The sequence below is a fragment of the Pseudomonas hefeiensis genome (assembly GCF_030687835.1).
Taxonomy (GTDB): Bacteria; Pseudomonadota; Gammaproteobacteria; order Pseudomonadales; family Pseudomonadaceae; genus Aquipseudomonas; species Aquipseudomonas hefeiensis.
In genome coordinates, this window is the sequence record NZ_CP117449.1 from 1,917,333 (window position 1) to 1,935,382 (window position 18,050).

Annotated in this window: 16 protein-coding genes, 2 tRNA genes and 2 rRNA genes; 8 read left to right on the top strand and 12 right to left on the bottom strand. The window is 58.0% G+C overall.

Translation table 11 applies throughout. The annotated features are described in order from the left end of the window. Positions 1–9: 9 nt before the first annotated feature. From PSH57_RS08505 to soxR, 10 genes are all read right to left on the bottom strand, one after another. Complete coding sequence (locus tag PSH57_RS08505) at positions 10–909, bottom strand: metal ABC transporter solute-binding protein, Zn/Mn family (protein WP_305388964.1); 900 nt, start codon at positions 907–909, stop codon at positions 10–12. Continuing rightward, the gene (locus PSH57_RS08510; protein WP_047228283.1) at positions 910–1,809 is read right to left on the bottom strand and encodes a metal ABC transporter permease; all 900 of its coding nucleotides are present in this window, start codon (positions 1,807–1,809) and stop codon (positions 910–912) included. It lies immediately after the preceding gene. Beyond that, positions 1,809–2,561, bottom strand: a complete 753-nt coding sequence (locus tag PSH57_RS08515) for a metal ABC transporter ATP-binding protein (RefSeq protein WP_305388966.1) — start codon at positions 2,559–2,561, stop codon at positions 1,809–1,811. The genes PSH57_RS08510 and PSH57_RS08515 overlap by 1 nt, the downstream gene beginning before the upstream one ends. Beyond that, on the bottom strand, positions 2,558–3,487 hold the full coding sequence (locus PSH57_RS08520; RefSeq protein WP_305388967.1) for a metal ABC transporter substrate-binding protein: 930 nt from the start codon (positions 3,485–3,487) through the stop codon (positions 2,558–2,560). Before PSH57_RS08520 ends, PSH57_RS08515 begins: the two co-directional genes overlap by 4 nt. 35 nt (positions 3,488–3,522) lie before the next feature. Beyond that, positions 3,523–4,098, bottom strand: a complete 576-nt coding sequence (locus tag PSH57_RS08525) for a DUF6162 family protein (RefSeq protein ID WP_305388968.1) — start codon at positions 4,096–4,098, stop codon at positions 3,523–3,525. Continuing rightward, positions 4,095–4,421 carry a hypothetical protein gene (locus PSH57_RS08530; RefSeq protein ID WP_305388969.1) on the bottom strand — a complete coding sequence of 109 codons (327 nt, stop codon included), beginning with the start codon at positions 4,419–4,421 and terminating at the stop codon, positions 4,095–4,097. Before PSH57_RS08530 ends, PSH57_RS08525 begins: the two co-directional genes overlap by 4 nt. After that, on the bottom strand, positions 4,418–4,957 hold the full coding sequence (locus tag PSH57_RS08535) for a thiamine pyrophosphate-binding protein (RefSeq protein WP_305388971.1): 540 nt from the start codon (positions 4,955–4,957) through the stop codon (positions 4,418–4,420). The genes PSH57_RS08530 and PSH57_RS08535 overlap by 4 nt, the downstream gene beginning before the upstream one ends. Then, entirely contained in the window at positions 4,954–6,168 is a 1,215-nt protein-coding gene (locus PSH57_RS08540; RefSeq protein ID WP_305388973.1) for a PepSY-associated TM helix domain-containing protein, read from the bottom strand. Before PSH57_RS08540 ends, PSH57_RS08535 begins: the two co-directional genes overlap by 4 nt. Positions 6,169–6,442: 274 nt before the next feature. Beyond that, on the bottom strand, positions 6,443–6,904 hold the full coding sequence (locus PSH57_RS08545; RefSeq protein ID WP_256233259.1) for a VOC family protein: 462 nt from the start codon (positions 6,902–6,904) through the stop codon (positions 6,443–6,445). A 105-nt stretch (positions 6,905–7,009) separates the two neighbouring features. Beyond that, positions 7,010–7,462 carry a redox-sensitive transcriptional activator SoxR gene (gene soxR, locus PSH57_RS08550; RefSeq protein WP_305388974.1) on the bottom strand — a complete coding sequence of 151 codons (453 nt, stop codon included), beginning with the start codon at positions 7,460–7,462 and terminating at the stop codon, positions 7,010–7,012. Between the two features lie 96 nt (positions 7,463–7,558). Here soxR and PSH57_RS08555 point away from each other — a divergent pair, with 96 nt between their 5' ends. The 4 genes from PSH57_RS08555 to PSH57_RS08570 all read left to right on the top strand — a co-directional run bounded on the left by PSH57_RS08555 (position 7,559) and on the right by PSH57_RS08570 (position 10,941). Continuing rightward, positions 7,559–7,924 carry an antibiotic biosynthesis monooxygenase gene (locus PSH57_RS08555; RefSeq protein ID WP_305388975.1) on the top strand — a complete coding sequence of 122 codons (366 nt, stop codon included), beginning with the start codon at positions 7,559–7,561 and terminating at the stop codon, positions 7,922–7,924. A gap of 116 nt (positions 7,925–8,040) precedes the next feature. After that, positions 8,041–8,307 (top strand): hypothetical protein, encoded by a 267-nt coding sequence (locus PSH57_RS08560; RefSeq protein WP_305388976.1) that lies wholly within the window; start codon positions 8,041–8,043, stop codon positions 8,305–8,307. Between the two features lie 102 nt (positions 8,308–8,409). Beyond that, positions 8,410–9,024: a LysE family translocator gene (locus PSH57_RS08565; protein ID WP_305388977.1), complete on the top strand. Its 615-nt coding sequence runs from the start codon at positions 8,410–8,412 to the stop codon at positions 9,022–9,024. 108 nt (positions 9,025–9,132) lie between these two features. After that, positions 9,133–10,941, top strand: a complete 1,809-nt coding sequence (locus PSH57_RS08570) for an aminopeptidase P family protein (RefSeq protein ID WP_305388978.1) — start codon at positions 9,133–9,135, stop codon at positions 10,939–10,941. A 77-nt stretch (positions 10,942–11,018) separates the two neighbouring features. Here PSH57_RS08570 and PSH57_RS08575 read toward each other — a convergent pair whose 3' ends face one another. Beyond that, positions 11,019–11,300, bottom strand: a complete 282-nt coding sequence (locus PSH57_RS08575) for a hypothetical protein (RefSeq protein WP_305388980.1) — start codon at positions 11,298–11,300, stop codon at positions 11,019–11,021. Between the two features lie 166 nt (positions 11,301–11,466). After that, complete coding sequence (rhtA, locus tag PSH57_RS08580; RefSeq protein ID WP_305388982.1) at positions 11,467–12,354, bottom strand: threonine/homoserine exporter RhtA; 888 nt, start codon at positions 12,352–12,354, stop codon at positions 11,467–11,469. A 670-nt stretch (positions 12,355–13,024) separates the two neighbouring features. On the opposite strand from rhtA, the gene PSH57_RS08585 reads away from it, so the two are divergent. From PSH57_RS08585 to PSH57_RS08600, 4 genes are all read left to right on the top strand, one after another. Further along, positions 13,025–14,557 (top strand): 16S ribosomal RNA (locus tag PSH57_RS08585). Between the two features lie 65 nt (positions 14,558–14,622). After that, positions 14,623–14,699, top strand: a tRNA-Ile gene (locus tag PSH57_RS08590). A 29-nt stretch (positions 14,700–14,728) separates the two neighbouring features. Further along, positions 14,729–14,804, top strand: a tRNA-Ala gene (locus tag PSH57_RS08595). Positions 14,805–15,044: 240 nt separating this feature from the next. Then, positions 15,045–17,931 (top strand): 23S ribosomal RNA (locus PSH57_RS08600). Together the 16S and 23S rRNA genes with 2 tRNA genes alongside form the textbook arrangement of a ribosomal RNA operon. Positions 17,932–18,050: the final 119 nt, after the last annotated feature.

Consider the following 18,050-nt stretch of genomic DNA (forward strand, 5'->3'; position numbering starts at 1 on the left):
TTCCTGCTGTCAGCCCTCTGTCAACGCCGTGATGACCAGGTCCACATTGCTTTCCAGCTCCGCCACGGGATCGGCGGCGTCGGTGCTCAGGACCAGTAACTGACTGCCGCCCTCGGTGATGGCCGCTTTCACGGTATCCGAGGGCTGACGATGATGCAGCACCCGCTTCACGTCGTTGTCTTTCAACGTGGCGGTCAGCTGCTGGAGGGCTTCGGGTGTCCATTCGGCGTCGGGTCGGGCATCGGTGCTGATTCCGTCCAGATTCAAGCCACTGATCAAGTAACCGAAATGCTCGCTCAGGCTGACCACGCTCAGGTTGTCGGCACTGGCGAGGCGCTTTTCACTGTCGGCGCTGAGTTTTAGCAGGCGTTGCTTGAGCGCCGCCAGGTTGGCGTCGATCTTCGGTTTGGCCGTTGGCGCCAGGCGCACCAGGTCGGCGGCGATTACATCAGCCATCCGCCCCAGGTTATGGCTGGCCATCCACGGTTGGCTCGCCAGGCCATCGACCGACCCCGATTGCACGGCGATGCCGGGCAGGGCGCCGTCCACCGGGCGGGCAGCATCGACTTCGACGATGCGGATGTTGCTGCGTCGGGCCATGGGGTACAGCGGATCATCCGGCCACAACGAGCGCAGACCTATGACGGCGTCGGCATCGCGGGCCAGTTTGCTCAGCGCCGGCGCACCACGGCCGCTGAAGTAGGCATTCTGGCGCGTACCGGGCAGATTGGCCGGGGTGGCGCGCTCCAGGCTGACATCAGTGCCCTTGAGCAACGCCTCACCCAAGCCGTAGGTGACCGGCAACGAAGCAAGCAGGCGCACCGGTTTGCCTTCGGCGGCGAAAGAAGGGCTGGTTACCAGACCACACAGGGCCACGGCCAATGCCAGTTGTCGCAATGAAAAAACCATTTATCCAAGATTCCCTTTGAGGCTGGGGACAACACCCCGGGCGATGGCGGCCAGGGCGAATGCGATGCCGGCCACCAGAATGATCGCGGCACCGGACGGGATCGGCAGGTCGAAGACAATCGGCGCGAGAATCCCGCACAGGGTGCTGACGGTTGCGATCAGCACGGAGCACCAGAAAAACCCTTTCAGCGACTGGCTGAGCAGACGCGCTGCTGCTGCCGGAATCACCAGCAAGGCCCCCACCAGAATCGCGCCGATGACTTTTACTGCCGCCACGGTGATCAGCGTCACCAACACCACGAACAGGTAATCCAGTGTCTTGACCGCTACCCCGCGCACCGCCGCCAGTTGCGGGTTGAAACTGGCGAGCATGATGCGGTTGTACAGCGGCAACGCCAAAGCCATCACCAGTGAACCGACCACCGCCAGCACCAGCAGGTCATTGCCATTGACCGTCAGCACCGAGCCGAACAGCACGTTCTCCAGGATGTGCACGTTGATCTTGCCCGCCAGGATCAGCAACAGGCTGGCGCCCAGGGCCAGGGACACCGAGAGGAAAACGCCGATCAGCGTGTCCGGTGCCAGACCGGTGCGGTTGCGCAGGTAATTGAGCAGGATGCCGAACAGCAGGCAATAGCCGAACAGGCTGCCGTAGGGCCCGGTGTAGGGTTCGCCGAGCAGGATGCCGACCGCCACGCCGGTCAGCGCCGCGTGGCCCACCGCTTCGGAGAAAAACGCGAAGCGCTTGACCACCACCAGTGTGCCGAGGCCACCCAGGACCGGACCGATCAGCAGCCCGGCCAGCAACGCATTGACCACAAACCCGTAAGCCAGCGCTTCGGGCAGGTAGCCAGACGACGCCCAGCCCTGGACCATCAAACGAAAGGCTTCGTAACTCATCAGGTGGCGCTCCCGTTCTGGCGTGGGTGAGTGGAAAACAGCGTCAGCAAGCGCTCCGGCGTCAGGGTCTGGCGCGGCGGGCCATCGAACAGCACGCGGCGGTTCAGGCCGGTGACGCGGTCAGCCAGGCGCCCGACGGCTTCCAGGTCGTGTTCGATCCACAGCACCGTGATCCCGGCTTGGCGCCAGTCTCGCAGCAGTTGTTCAAACACCTGGATGCCGGCCTCGTCCAGCGCTGACATCGGTTCATCCAGCACCAGCAGTTGCGGCGCGGGAATCAGCCCCTGGGCCAACAACACCCGCTGGCGCTCGCCGCCGGACAGCGCGCCCATGCGACGCTTGCGTTTGTCCTGCATGCCGACCCGTTCCAGGGCCTGGCCGATGGCGCCGACGTAATGCTTGCTCAGGCCGAGAAAGGCCGGCCGGCGTTGGCACATCGCTGCCATGAAATCATCCACGGTCATAGGCAGGCCCCGGTCGAATTCCAGGGCCTGGGGCACATAGCCGATGACACCGGGCTCACCCGGCCATTGCAGGCTCAAGCGTCCCTGGTGGGGCATCTGTCCCAGCAAGGTCTTGATCAGCGAACTCTTGCCGCCGCCGTTCGGACCCACCAGTGCATGAATGCTACCGGGCTGCACCTGGAAGGTCACAGCGTCGAGAATCGTAGTGCGGCCCAGGTTCAGGCTGACGTCGCCGAACTCGATCAAGGGACCGACGTGTTGCAAGGTGAGCGTTTCCTGGACAGTCATGCGCCGGACTCCTGAATGGCCCGGACCACGGTGTCGAGGTTGCCAGTCATTTCCTTTTCATACTTCTCGGCGCTGTAGTCGCCGTAGGAAATGTGCGAGAGCGGGTACAGTTTTACCCCCGACTCCCGCTGGATGGTGTCGACGTAGGTGGAGGGAAAGTCCATCTCCGAGAAGATCACTTTCACGTCCAGTTCGCGCAGTTGGTCGATGGTCTTCTTCAACTGGCTAGGGCTCGGCTCGATGCCATGGGCCGGCTCGACCACGGCGGTGACCTCCAGGCCGAATTCGCGCAACAGGTAATCGTAGGCGGCGTGGACCGTGGCGACCCGCAACTCGGCATTGGGGGCCTGGGTCAGCTTTGCCAGGGCCGCAGCACGCATTTGCCTCAGGCGCTTGCCATAAGCGCGGGCGTTCTGGGTGTAGACCTTGGCGTTGTCCGGATCAAGCTTGCCCAGTTCCCGGGCGATGTTATTGACCTGGGCAATGGAGGCGCTGATGGACAGGAAAGTATGCGGGTTCACAACCTTGCCGGCGCCCCGGGCGGCGATCCCGGTGGCGGCCAGCAGCGGTACGTTTTCGTTGGCTTCGATCACGTTCACGTTCGGGGTTTCGCTGGCGGCGATCATCCGGTCGGCGAAATCGTCATGGCCCACGCCGTTGAGCACGATCACATCGAGACCGCTGATGCGCTTGATGTCCTCGGCACGAGGTTCGTAGGCGTGGGGGTTGAAACCGGCCGGGATCAGCGGCACCACTTCGGCCTTGTCGCCGACGATGTTGGCCACGTAGCTGTAATAAGGATGCAGGGTGATGCCGATACGCAGGCGCTTGGCCGCTTCGGCGCTGGCCAGTGGGGTGAACAGGCAGGCGAGCAGGCCGATCAGCAGAAGGCCCAGCAAGGGACGGCGTTGGAATGCAATAGACATGGGCAAACGGTCTTCTCTCGAATGAGGGCGTGGGGTCAGTGCCGATGCTGGCGCGTTACGCCGGCGTCGAACTGCGCGACGATCTGTTTCCAGCCGGCGGCGGACAAGGCGGTATCGTCCAGATCGCTGGAGACGGCGACGCTGTTGTCGCGATTGAGCCAGATGTCCGGGGCGGCGTCGGATGCTTCGTCGATGCGCATCAGAAATGAACCGGCGACGGATGGATTTGCACTGGCGCCGAAGTAGGCCCGGTTCTCCACTTGCCGCCAGACATGTCCGCCTCGGCTGACGGAACTGGCGTCCTGAGCGAACGGGGCAAAGCCTTCTTCGGCGAGGATTTGCGGGGTTGGCAGGGACTGCTGTTCTTCGCGTAGCAGACGGATCTCATCCAGGGTCACCCGCAGATCGGCATAGATGCCTTGCTCGGCGGCGCTGAGATCGCGGCGGGCGTCGAGCTGATGGGCAGGCACATGGCTGACGTCCCGGGTTTCACCGTGCCAGGCCACCACCGATCCGGCCATCAGAACGATGATCAGGCACAGCAGCAACACATACAGGGTTTCATGGCCGGCGCCGGCGGGGCGGATCACTTGGGTGGTGGGATTACTCATGGGGCCTCGATATCGGCTTGGTCGATTTCCACCACGTGGCCGGGGCCGGCGTCGAAGAGTACGTAGAACTCGGCATTGGGTTTCTTGAACGTCAGCGTTGAATCGGCGCCGAGCTTGCCCGGCACCAGGATGGTTTCGTCATAGCCGATCACATCCAGGGTCACCCCGGGCGCGCCGCTGCCATCGGAAAAACCGCCAGTGCACTGGATCTGCTCGGCATCAATGGCTTTGCATTCACACATCGGGTTGTGGGCCAGGGCGTTGCTGCTGGCGCCTGCGCAGAGCAGCAGCGCCAGGCTGTTGAGATAGCGGCGGGCAATCATGGTTGGGTTCCTTGGGTTTTCAGCCAGGCGATGGTGGCCGGCGAGGCCTGGCTCAGGGGAATGGAAGCCTGGTGCATCGAACCGTCCCAGCCTTCAAGGGTGATCCACAACTCAGCGTCGGGCCGGGTCTTTTGCGGCACCGGCAACAAGGTGCCCATGCGATAGGGCGAACCGAAGAAAATCACCCCGGCGGCCCGCAGGCTGCGAGGTTTGCCGATGCGCAGATAAGTAGCCTTGACCTGGCTGATGCAGCGTTGGCACAGCGCGGCAGTGAAGTGCTTCATAGGCCCTGCCGGCCCATTGAGGCGTGGCGCTTCGTCGCGAAATTCTGCAAGGCGCAAGCTCCAGGGGCCGACCTGGACTTCACCGACCTCCCGCTCACCCAGCCCGGCATCGCCGCGGAATAACGCGGCTTCGGAGAAGTACTTGGGCATGAAACCCAGGGGAATCAGCAAGAGCAGCACGTTGAGGTGGAAGCGCCATTTGCGCCAGAACACACTCAGGCGCGATGGCGGTGCGGTGGTGGAAGGGGTCACAGGTTGCCCTCCGCTGATTCACGGTGGATGGACGGCTGCAATAACGGCGCAGGTTGGGCTTTCCGGGAAGGTTTTTGGCTGCGCTTGAAGGCATTTGCGGTGGCCAGGGCGGTGCGTTTGGTCCAGATCAGCAGCCCGCTGAGGACCATCATGCTCATGATCAAACCGAAGAAGAACCAGATGAGCTTGATCCAGAGGCCGCCGAAGTCCCCAGTGTGCAACGGGCGCATGGATTCGGTGACGAACTCCAGCGCTGTGCGGTCCGACAGCAGTCGCGAGGCGGCGACCTCACCGTTATAGGGATTGATGGTGGCGGTCTGGAACATCAGTGGATACCAACCGCGTCCACCGATTTCCAGATGGCTATAGGCGTTGCCGGGCAGGCTGACGAAGCTCGTTTCCAGGCCAGGGATGCGTTGCTGGGCGATTTCAATCGCACGGTCCAGGTTCAGTTGCGGCGGCGCAACCCCTTCGGCTGACAGCGGAACACTTTCACGCGACACCACCGGGATGACCGGTGCGCTGGAAATGGAAATCTGGTTGTCCGACAGTAGCGCCTGGATCAGGAACCAAGTGCCGGTAATGGAAATGACCGCGATGAACCAGATCGACCAGATACCGCTGAGCCTATGGAAATCCCCCCAGAAAATGCGTGCGCCGTGGCGGATCCGCAGGGTCGGACGGAAAAACCCCTTCCAGAAACGCTTGTAGACCACCAGCCCGGTCACCAGGGATGCCAGCAGCGGCAGGCCGAGGAGTGACACCAGGTACCAGCCCCAACTGAAACCGTTGGTGAACGGTACCAGCCACCAGCCATGCAGGGCACGGGTAAAGCCTCTGAAATTGAACGTCGGCGCCGAGCCCTGGACGATGCCGCTGTAAGGGTTGACGTAGATCTTGTCGGGGCGCCCGTCGGGGTAGGTCACGCCGACCTCCAGGGCAAAATGCGACTCATCCGGGCGCACGATGCTCTGCACTTGAGTTTGCGGCTGGGCTTGCTTGATGGCGGCGACGACCTGATCGTAGCTGAGCAGCGTTGCGTCGTCCGAGGGTTTGCTGGCGCGCATCTCGGGATTGACCAGCCAGACGATTTCCTGGCTGACCACCGCCAGCGTGCCGGTGACGCAAACGATGAGTACGAAAAACCAGATGGGCAGTGCCAGCCAACTATGAACCAGGAACCAGAGTTTGGAGCGGGATTTCTTCGACATGATTTGAACGTCTTGATTCGATGAAAGGTTCGGTATTAGGGGCTTCGTAATCCCCTGAACCCTGAAAAGCCGGCCGTGGCTTTTGCCGACGCGACCTGCTGCATCTAATTAAGACGAACGAGCAATGGAAATCCCGAAGCGAAAGCTGAAAGAAAATGTTTCGCGTTTGCGAACTGGATGTATTTCCACGTTTATTGGGGCAACCGGATGGACGGAAAACGCAAAAAACTGTGGCAAGGGGATAGGTCCCCTCGCCACAAGAGCAGGTTAGCCGTCAGCCCTGCTGTTGAAACATCTCCCTGGCCCGCTGTTCAATCTGTTCCTGCGTCAGATCCTCCTTGTGCGTCGCCAGAAACCACACATGCCCATAGGGGTCTTTCAAGGTGCCGCTGCGATCACCATAGAACTGATCCTTGACCTCGGATATCACCGTGCCACCGGCGGCAATCGCTTGGGCGAACGCATTGTCCACATCTTCGACATAGAGATGCAGGCCTACCGGCACCGATTGTTCGGGGTTACGCAACGGCCCTTGATCACAAGGCGTGCCGAGCATGATGGGGCAGTCGCCGATCCGCAGCTCGGCATGACCGACGCCGCCGTCCGGCATGGCCAGGCGCATGACCTCGGTGGCATTGAAGGCTTTTTTGTAGAACTCGATGGCTTCAGCGGCTTTTTGAATGCCCAGGTAGGGCGTGATGCTGTGGAAACCTTCAGGAATGGCTTTGACACCCATGACGTTTCTCCTTGTTGTTATGGGGAGGCGAAGAGGGCCTCGCCGTTTTGCGCCCATCCACTATAGGACAGCGACTTGGGTGCGGCGCATGACCCGACGAACGTTTCACGGCGCGTCCAGCAGATGCGCTCCCGGCCCGCGCTTGCCCAACACATCGCCTTGGTTGCGCAGCGGGCAACCTTCCATCGACAGGCAACCGCAGCCGATGCAGCCGTTGAGTCGATCGCGCAGCGCTATCAACTGGTTGATGCGCTGATCCAGCTCGCGGCTCCACTGCGCCGAGAGGATCTTCCAGTCGCTCGCCGTTGGGGCGCGGTCGTCCGGCAAGGTTTTCAAGGCGCTGCCGATCTCGGCCAACGGAATGCCCAAGCCTTGGGCGACCTTGATCAGTGCCACACGCCGCAACACTTCCCGAGGATAGCGGCGTTGGTTGCCCTGGTTACGGCTGCTTTTGATCAGCCCTTTGGATTCATAGAAGTGCAGGGCAGTGACGGCCACGCCACTGCGGGCGGCCACTTGGCCGACGGTGAGTTCCTGGTGGACGTTTATCTGTGTCATCACCTGCATTCTCTGCTTGACCTTGAGTTAACTGGAGGTTTTACCCTGCACGCCATCGGACCGCAAGATCCGCCCTACGTACAGCGAGGACCTTTCATGCAATCACCAAGGAACAATCAGAGTTTTACCCAGTTGATGGAGTTCGACATCGAACCTCAATGGCAACAGGCGCTGGTGACGGCCCTGTCAGAACAGACCGAGCGCCTGGCACGGGGGCAAGCGGGATTTCTGAGTGCCAGTATCCAGGTCAGCGAGGACGGACGACGGGTTCTCAACTATTTGCATTGGCAAAACCGTGAGGCGGGCGAAGCGGCGTTTCAGAGTTTCGAGCGCGGTGAGCAGGATTTCTGGCGGCTGATCCAGGCCCATAGGGCCAAGGCCGTGACATTCGGCTCGTTCCAGGTGTTGCGTAACATCGAGCGCAGTGCCGACAACGCGCTGCATTGCCAGTTGGTCGGTTAAGTGCAGCGGATGATCCGAGGCAGCAATACCCACTATCAAAAGGGTTGATTTCTGCCGCGCAGAGTCGGCGGGTAGCCTTTGTTCATCGCCTCACTTCAGAACACTGGATACTCGCCATGAATCGGACTTTTGCTGTTTTGCTGCTGTTGACGGCCACTGTATTGAGCGGTTGTGCTTCTTCGTCGCCGGAGTTACGCCCCTACACCGCCGAAGAAACCCGGGAACTGGCCCTTGAAGCCTTGAATCGCCGGGGCCTTTCGTTCGACGAGTATCACGCGAAAAAAGCCGAGTTGCTCGGTCCTTCGCAGAAAAACGTAGGTTTCGACGACCAAGGGCAAATGAGTGCCGAGCGAGCCATGAAGCTGCCAGGGCGGCCGAGCTGAGGGACTGTACCGCTCGAAGTTTTGCCTAACTGTCCATGGGTTTGGATCAGGACGTGGGGTAGGGTCATGAATTGACTCACCGTCCCAATGGATACGCCTGCCATGACCCTTTCGCTAGACCTGTTGCTGGGCTTCGCCCTGTTTGCCCTGGTGACCTCGATCACCCCCGGTCCCAACAACACCATGTTGCTGGCCTCGGGCGTCAACTTCGGTTTCAACCGCACCATTCCTCACATGCTGGGCATCACCTGCGGCTTCTTTTCCCTGGTGCTGGCGGTGGGCCTTGGCCTGGGCGCGGTGTTCCAGACCTATCCTCTGCTCTACACCGTGCTGCGCTACGTAGGTGCGAGCTACCTGTTGTACCTGGCGTGGAAAATCGCCCACTCCGGGCCGGTCTCTGAGAGCCGGCCAGGGGATAGCACGCCCATCAGCTATTGGGGGGCGGCGGCGTTTCAGTGGGTCAATCCCAAGGCCTGGATCATGGCCATCGGAGCCATCAGCACCTACACGCCGCTTCAAGGTTATTTCTTCAATGTGGTGGTTATCGCCGCGGTGTTTGCCCTGATCAACCTGCCGAGCGTAAGCCTGTGGGTGGTGTGCGGCAGCCTGTTGCGCAATCTTTTGCGTGATCGTCGCTGGCTGCGCCTGTTCAACTGGGGGATGGCGCTATTATTGGTTGCCTCGCTATATCCGTTGCTACTCGAAAGCATCGGCTGAGGGCTGAGCTTGGGGCGGATGCCTGTTAAGCTCGCTGATCAGTCGCTGCGGCAGATTTCCAGAACCCTTGGTGCAAGCGAACAACACTATTTACGAGCAGGAGAAACGATGAGTACCGAGCCTTTGACCCAAGGACTGGTTCCCCAGCGCCTGGCCCAAATCCGCCAGTTGATGAATCGCGAAGGCATTTACGCGCTGCTGGTGCCATCGGCCGACCCGCACCTGTCGGAATACCTGCCGGGCTATTGGCAAGGACGGCAATGGTTATCGGGGTTTCATGGGTCGGTGGGGACTCTGATCGTCACGGCGGACTTCGCTGGCGTCTGGGCCGATAGCCGTTATTGGGAGCAGGCCACCAAGGAACTTGAAGGCAGCGGTATTGAACTGGTCAAGCTCATTCCCGGTCAGGCCGGCCCCCTGGATTGGCTGGCCGAACAGACGCCTGAAGGCGCAGCGGTGGCGGTTGATGGCGCGGTCATGGCTGTGGCCTCTGCCCGGACCCTGAGCGGCAAGCTTGAGGCGCGTGGGGCGCGATTGCGCACCGACATTGATCTGCTCAAGGAAATCTGGAGCGATCGCCCAAGCCTGCCGGATCAACCGGTCTACGCGCATCTGCCGCCGCAGGCGACCGTCAGCCGGGTCGAGAAACTCGCCAAACTGCGTGAAACTCTCAAGGAGCGTGGTGCTGACTGGCATTTCATCGCCACGCTCGATGACATTGCCTGGCTGTTCAACTTGCGCGGCGCGGATGTGTCGTTCAACCCCGTATTCGTTTCCTTTGCCTTGATCAGCCAGCAACAGGCAACGCTGTTCGTGGCCCTGGATAAGGTCGATGTACCACTGCGTGCTGTTCTTGAACAGGACGGTGTGACCTTGCGTGATTACAGCGAAGCGGCGGTCGCATTGCGGGAAGTACCAAGTGGCGCGAGCCTGCAGATCGATCCGGCGCGGGTCACGGTCGGTTTGCTGGATAATCTGGACAGTGGCGTGAAGCTGGTCGAGGGACTCAATCCAACGACGCTGGCCAAGTCTCGTAAAAGCCCGGCCGACGCCGAGCACATCCGCCGGGCCATGGAGCAGGACGGCGCGGCGCTCTGCGAGTTCTTTGCCTGGCTGGAAAGCGCCTGGGGTCGCGAGCGCATCACCGAACTGACCATCGATGAGCACCTGACCGCGGCCCGTACACGCCGGCCGGAGTTTGTCTCCCTGAGCTTCAATACCATCGCCGCGTTCAACGCCAACGGCGCGATGCCCCATTACCACGCCACGGAGCAAGCCCATGCGGTCATCGAGGGCGATGGCTTGCTGCTGATCGATTCTGGCGGCCAATACCTGGGCGGCACCACCGATATCACCCGTATGGTGCCGGTCGGAACGCCCACCGTGGAGCAGAAGCGTGATTGCACCCGCGTGCTCAAGGGCGTGATTGCCTTGTCTCGCGCCAAATTCCCACGGGGCATTCTGTCGCCGTTGCTGGATGCCATCGCCCGGGCGCCGATCTGGGCCGAGCAGGTGGATTACGGTCACGGCACCGGTCACGGCGTCGGTTATTTCCTCAACGTTCACGAAGGTCCGCAGGTGATTGCCTATCAGGCCGCCGCCGCGCCGCAGACCGCGATGCAAGCGGGCATGATCACCTCTATCGAACCGGGTACTTATCGTCCGGGCCGTTGGGGTGTGCGCATCGAAAACCTGGTGTTGAATCGTGAGGGGGGGAGCAGCGAGTTCGGCGAGTTTCTCGAATTCGAAACCCTGACCCTGTGCCCGATCGACACTCGCTGCCTGGAGCCGTCCTTGCTGACCCAGGATGAAAAAGACTGGTTCAACACCTACCATGCCGAGGTTCAGCGTCGATTGAGCCCGTTGCTGGAGGGCGACGCGCTGCAATGGCTGAACACGCGGACAGCAGCGATCTGATGTAGGGCGTTAGCTGAGGCCTTCAGGGGAGAGACCCAACCGATTCTGTTCGAAGAACAGTTCGGTTGGGTCTAGGGTCATCTACAGATGACGATCATGCTGCGACTGGTATAACCGGCGGGGTTGAGTCCGAAAGGATAATCCCCCGGCTCCTCGACGGCGTCACCCGACTTTGCGATCACCCTGTAACCTTTGGGTGCGCATGAATTGGCGGCACTGGCCGCGCACTGCTCCCAGGACGAGGACAGGCCAGAACAGTTGATATGCAAGCCTTTTTTACCGCGTTTGACTTCAGTTCTCGTGGTCGCCGCGCAGCCCGCAATTGCAAGCACAACGATCAATATCAAAATTCGTTTCATTCCCGTCCTTATCACCGCCGCAGATCTTATGTCCACGTGCGATTGTGTTCGCTTTTGCTTTAAGCGTTCGTGACGTCCTGTATGAAAATTCCATGTCTGACATTAGGTTACGGGCTAAACATGGCCTAAATGTGTGGTAAATACCAGAGCTTCCTTAAATCCTGCCTCAATCAACCGCGATGGCGGGCTTCGCGGCGCTACCCATCGTCAGCGTTGCGCCGACTGACGCCAGGATGATGCAGCCGATGGCCGCCCATTGGGCCAGGGATAAGTACTCCTGGAGGAACACGAGTCCTGACAGCGCGCCGAAGGCGGGTTCTATGCTCATTAGTGTGCCGAAGGTGCGCGCTGGCATTCGTGTGAGGGAGATCATCTCCAGAGTGTAGGGCAGGGCAGTGGACAGGATGGCGACGCCAATGGCGATTGGAATCAGGCTCGGCGTCAGCAATGCGGCCCCTGCGTGGACGATACCGATAGGCGCGACGAAGAGGGCCGCGATCATTACCCCCAGTGCGGCGGTTTGCACGCCGTTGTCCGCGCCAGCCTTTTGGCCAAACAGGATGTACAGCGCCCAGCAGAATCCCGCACCCAGGGCATAACCGGCGCCGACCAGGTCAATGCCGCTGCTGGAGGCTCCAGTCGGTATCAATAGAAGCAGGCCGGTGATCGCCAGGGCAATCCAGAGAAAGTCGATGGCCCGACGCGAAGCGTAAATGGCAACCGCCAGAGGACCAGTAAATTCCAGTGCCACGGCAATTCCCAGCGGAACCGTTTGCAGCGACATATAGAAAAGAAAGTTCATGCCGCCTAACGCCATCCCATAGACGATTACGGTGCGCAGGGATTGAGCCGAGAGCTTGGCGCGCCATGGCCGCAGCAACAACAGCATGATGAGACTGGCAAAGATAAGCCGCAGCGTTGTAGTGCCTTGTGCGCCCACGACCGGGAACATGCTTTTGGCAAGTGAAGCTCCCGACTGGATGGATGCCATGGCAATCAATAGAAGGGCGACCGGGTAAAGGGTGGTTGCCAGGCTGCGATGTGGGAGAGTCATTACTAAGAGTCGTCCAAGATAAAAGCGGGGAAGGCTGGTTTGCGCAATATACTGCGCAATCGCAGCGATTCCGTCTATATATAAGGAGGATTTCAGCGGGGTGCGTCTGGCTGGATAGAAAAATCAAATTAGGGGTTGACGGCAAATCCTGGACGTCTATAATTCGCCCCACTTCCGGCGCAGTCGAAACGTAAAACTCCTTGAGTTTCAATGAGTTAAACGATTTTTGGCGGCGCAGGGCTTCAGATCATCGAAGCCTGGGAAGCAGTTGGTGGGGCGGTTTACATGGCTTCGTTAACGATTCGGTCTTCTCGATCGGAAGCGGTCAAAAAGAGGTGTTGACAGCAGCGAGTAACGCTGTAGAATTCGCCTCCCGCTAACGAGAGATCGGAAGCGCAAGTGGTTGAAGTTGAAGAGGAAACTTTGAAAGCTTCTTAAAATAACCGCTTGACAGATACACCGGGCGCTGTAGAATGCGCGCCTCGGTTGAGACGAAAGGCTCAACCCACCGCTCTTTAACAACTGAATCAAGCAATTCGTGTGGGTGCTTGTGGAGTCAGACTGCTAGTCAACAGATTATCAGCATCACAAGTTACTCCGCGAGAAATCAAAGATGTAACCAACGATTGCTGAGCCAAGTTTAGGGTTTTCTCAAAACCCAAAGATGTTTGAACTGAAGAGTTTGATCATGGCTCAGATTGAACGCTGGCGGCAGGCCTAACACATGCAAGTCGAGCGGTAGAGAGGTGCTTGCACCTCTTGAGAGCGGCGGACGGGTGAGTAAAGCCTAGGAATCTGCCTGGTAGTGGGGGATAACGCTCGGAAACGGACGCTAATACCGCATACGTCCTACGGGAGAAAGCAGGGGACCTTCGGGCCTTGCGCTATCAGATGAGCCTAGGTCGGATTAGCTAGTTGGTGAGGTAATGGCTCACCAAGGCGACGATCCGTAACTGGTCTGAGAGGATGATCAGTCACACTGGAACTGAGACACGGTCCAGACTCCTACGGGAGGCAGCAGTGGGGAATATTGGACAATGGGCGAAAGCCTGATCCAGCCATGCCCGTGGTGAAGAAGGTTTCGGATTGTAAAGCACTTTAAGTTGGGAGGAAGGGCATTAACCTAATACGTTAGTGTTTTGACGTTACCGACAGAATAAGCACCGGCTAACTCTGTGCCAGCAGCCGCGGTAATACAGAGGGTGCAAGCGTTAATCGGAATTACTGGGCGTAAAGCGCGCGTAGGTGGTTCGTTAAGTTGGATGTGAAATCCCCGGGCTCAACCTGGGAACTGCATTCAAAACTGTCGAGCTAGAGTATGGTAGAGGGTGGTGGAATTTCCTGTGTAGCGGTGAAATGCGTAGATATAGGAAGGAACACCAGTGGCGAAGGCGACCACCTGGACTGATACTGACACTGAGGTGCGAAAGCGTGGGGAGCAAACAGGATTAGATACCCTGGTAGTCCACGCCGTAAACGATGTCAACTAGCCGTTGGGAGCCTTGAGCTCTTAGTGGCGCAGCTAACGCATTAAGTTGACCGCCTGGGGAGTACGGCCGCAAGGTTAAAACTCAAATGAATTGACGGGGGCCCGCACAAGCGGTGGAGCATGTGGTTTAATTCGAAGCAACGCGAAGAACCTTACCAGGCCTTGACATCCAATGAACTTTCCAGAGATGGAGGGTGCCTTCGGGAACATTGAGACAGGTGCTGCATGGCTGTCGTCAGCTCGTGTCGTGAGATGTTGGGTTAAGTCCCGTAACGAGCGCAACCCTTGTCCTTAGTTACCAGCACGTTATGGTGGGCACTCTAAGGAGACTGCCGGTGACAAACCGGAGGAAGGTGGGGATGACGTCAAGTCATCATGGCCCTTACGGCCTGGGCTACACACGTGCTACAATGGTCGGTACAGAGGGTTGCCAAGCCGCGAGGTGGAGCTAATCCCACAAAACCGATCGTAGTCCGGATCGCAGTCTGCAACTCGACTGCGTGAAGTCGGAATCGCTAGTAATCGCGAATCAGAATGTCGCGGTGAATACGTTCCCGGGCCTTGTACACACCGCCCGTCACACCATGGGAGTGGGTTGCACCAGAAGTAGCTAGTCTAACCTTCGGGAGGACGGTTACCACGGTGTGATTCATGACTGGGGTGAAGTCGTAACAAGGTAGCCGTAGGGGAACCTGCGGCTGGATCACCTCCTTAATCGACGACCGCAGCTGCTCCATGAGCTCCCACACGAATTGCTTGATTCATTGAAGAAGACGATTGGGTCTGTAGCTCAGTTGGTTAGAGCGCACCCCTGATAAGGGTGAGGTCGGCAGTTCGAATCTGCCCAGACCCACCAATTTCACATGGTGTCCCCTGTAGCGATACGGGGCCATAGCTCAGCTGGGAGAGCGCCTGCCTTGCACGCAGGAGGTCAGCGGTTCGATCCCGCTTGGCTCCACCATTACAGATTGGTACCAACGTTTAAAGCTTAGAAATGAGCATTCCACCAAGACGGTGCTGAATGTTGATTTCTAGTCTTTTGATTAGATCGTTCTTTAAAAATTTGGGTATGTGATAGAAAGATAGACTGAACGTTACTTTCACTGGTAACGGATCAGGCTAAGGTAAAATTTGTGAGTTTAATCGCGAATTTTCGGCGAATGTCGTCTTCACAGTATAACCAGATTGCTTGGGGTTATATGGTCAAGTGAAGAAGCGCATACGGTGGATGCCTTGGCAGTCAGAGGCGATGAAAGACGTGGTAGCCTGCGAAAAGCTTCGGGGAGTCGGCAAACAGACTGTGATCCGGAGATGTCTGAATGGGGGAACCCAGCCATCATAAGATGGTTATCTTGTACTGAATACATAGGTGCAAGAGGCGAACCAGGGGAACTGAAACATCTAAGTACCCTGAGGAAAAGAAATCAACCGAGATTCCCTTAGTAGTGGCGAGCGAACGGGGACTAGCCCTTAAGTGGCTTTGAGATTAGCGGAACGCTCTGGAAAGGGCGGCCATAGTGGGTGATAGCCCTGTACGCGAAAATCTCTTAGTCATGAAATCGAGTAGGACGGAGCACGAGAAACTTTGTCTGAATATGGGGGGACCATCCTCCAAGGCTAAATACTACTGACTGACCGATAGTGAACTAGTACCGTGAGGGAAAGGCGAAAAGAACCCCGGAGAGGGGAGTGAAATAGATCCTGAAACCGTATGCGTACAAGCAGTGGGAGCCCACTTTGTTGGGTGACTGCGTACCTTTTGTATAATGGGTCAGCGACTTATTTCAGTGGCGAGCTTAACCGAATAGGGGAGGCGTAGCGAAAGCGAGTCTTAATAGGGCGTCTAGTCGCTGGGAATAGACCCGAAACCGGGCGATCTATCCATGGGCAGGTTGAAGGTTGGGTAACACTAACTGGAGGACCGAACCGACTACCGTTGAAAAGTTAGCGGATGACCTGTGGATCGGAGTGAAAGGCTAATCAAGCTCGGAGATAGCTGGTTCTCCTCGAAAGCTATTTAGGTAGCGCCTCATGTATCACTGTAGGGGGTAGAGCACTGTTTCGGCTAGGGGGTCACCCGACTTACAAACCGATGCAAACTCCGAATACCTACAAGTGCCGAGCATGGGAGACACACGGCGGGGCTAACGCCGTCGTGAAAAGGGAAACAACCCAGACCGTCAGCTAAGGTCCCAAAGTTATGGTTAAGTGGGAAACGATGTGGGAAGGCTTAGACAGCTAGGAGGTTGGCTTAGAAGCAGCCACCCTTTAAAGAAAGCGTAATAGCTCACTAGTCGAGTCGGCCTGCGCGGAAGATGTAACGGGGCTCAAACCATACACCGAAGCTACGGGTATCACTTAGGTGATGCGGTAGAGGAGCGTTCTGTAAGCCTGTGAAGGTGAGTTGAGAAGCTTGCTGGAGGTATCAGAAGTGCGAATGCTGACATGAGTAACGACAATGGGTGTGAAAAACACCCACGCCGAAAGACCAAGGTTTCCTGCGCAACGTTAATCGACGCAGGGTTAGTCGGTCCCTAAGGCGAGGCTGAAAAGCGTAGTCGATGGAAAACAGGTTAATATTCCTGTACTTCTGGTTATTGCGATGGAGGGACGGAGAAGGCTAGGCCAGCTTGGCGTTGGTTGTCCAAGTTTAAGGTGGTAGGCTGGAATCTTAGGTAAATCCGGGATTCTAAGGCCGAGAGCTGATGACGAGTTACCCTTTGGGTGACGAAGTGGTTGATGCCATGCTTCCAAGAAAAGCTTCTAAGCTTCAGGTAACCAGGAACCGTACCCCAAACCGACACAGGTGGTTGGGTAGAGAATACCAAGGCGCTTGAGAGAACTCGGGTGAAGGAACTAGGCAAAATGGCACCGTAACTTCGGGAGAAGGTGCGCCGGTGAGGGTGAAGCACTTGCTGCGTAAGCCCACGCCGGTCGAAGATACCAGGCCGCTGCGACTGTTTATTAAAAACACAGCACTCTGCAAACACGAAAGTGGACGTATAGGGTGTGACGCCTGCCCGGTGCCGGAAGGTTAATTGATGGGGTTAGCTAACGCGAAGCTCTTGATCGAAGCCCCGGTAAACGGCGGCCGTAACTATAACGGTCCTAAGGTAGCGAAATTCCTTGTCGGGTAAGTTCCGACCTGCACGAATGGCGTAACGATGGCGGCGCTGTCTCCACCCGAGACTCAGTGAAATTGAAATCGCTGTGAAGATGCAGTGTATCCGCGGCTAGACGGAAAGACCCCGTGAACCTTTACTATAGCTTTGCACTGGACTTTGAATTTGCTTGTGTAGGATAGGTGGGAGGCTTTGAAGCGTGGACGCCAGTTCGCGTGGAGCCAACCTTGAAATACCACCCTGGCAACTTTGAGGTTCTAACTCAGGTCCGTTATCCGGATCGAGGACAGTGTATGGTGGGTAGTTTGACTGGGGCGGTCTCCTCCTAAAGAGTAACGGAGGAGTACGAAGGTGCGCTCAGACCGGTCGGAAATCGGTCGTAGAGTATAAAGGCAAAAGCGCGCTTGACTGCGAGACAGACACGTCGAGCAGGTACGAAAGTAGGTCTTAGTGATCCGGTGGTTCTGTATGGAAGGGCCATCGCTCAACGGATAAAAGGTACTCCGGGGATAACAGGCTGATACCGCCCAAGAGTTCATATCGACGGCGGTGTTTGGCACCTCGATGTCGGCTCATCACATCCTGGGGCTGAAGCCGGTCCCAAGGGTATGGCTGTTCGCCATTTAAAGTGGTACGCGAGCTGGGTTTAGAACGTCGTGAGACAGTTCGGTCCCTATCTGCCGTGGACGTTTGAGATTTGAGAGGGGCTGCTCCTAGTACGAGAGGACCGGAGTGGACGAACCTCTGGTGTTCCGGTTGTCACGCCAGTGGCATTGCCGGGTAGCTATGTTCGGAAAAGATAACCGCTGAAAGCATCTAAGCGGGAAACTTGCCTCAAGATGAGATCTCACTGGGACCTTGAGTCCCCTGAAGGGCCGTCGAAGACTACGACGTTGATAGGTGGGGTGTGTAAGCGCTGTGAGGCGTTGAGCTAACCCATACTAATTGCCCGTGAGGCTTGACCATATAACACCCAAGCAATTTGTTGACCCGATACATCAAGGGCACCAGATTGCGGTGTGTGAAGACGCTATGAACCGAAAGTTCGCACAACACACAAATCTATCGCATACCCATTCGCTGGC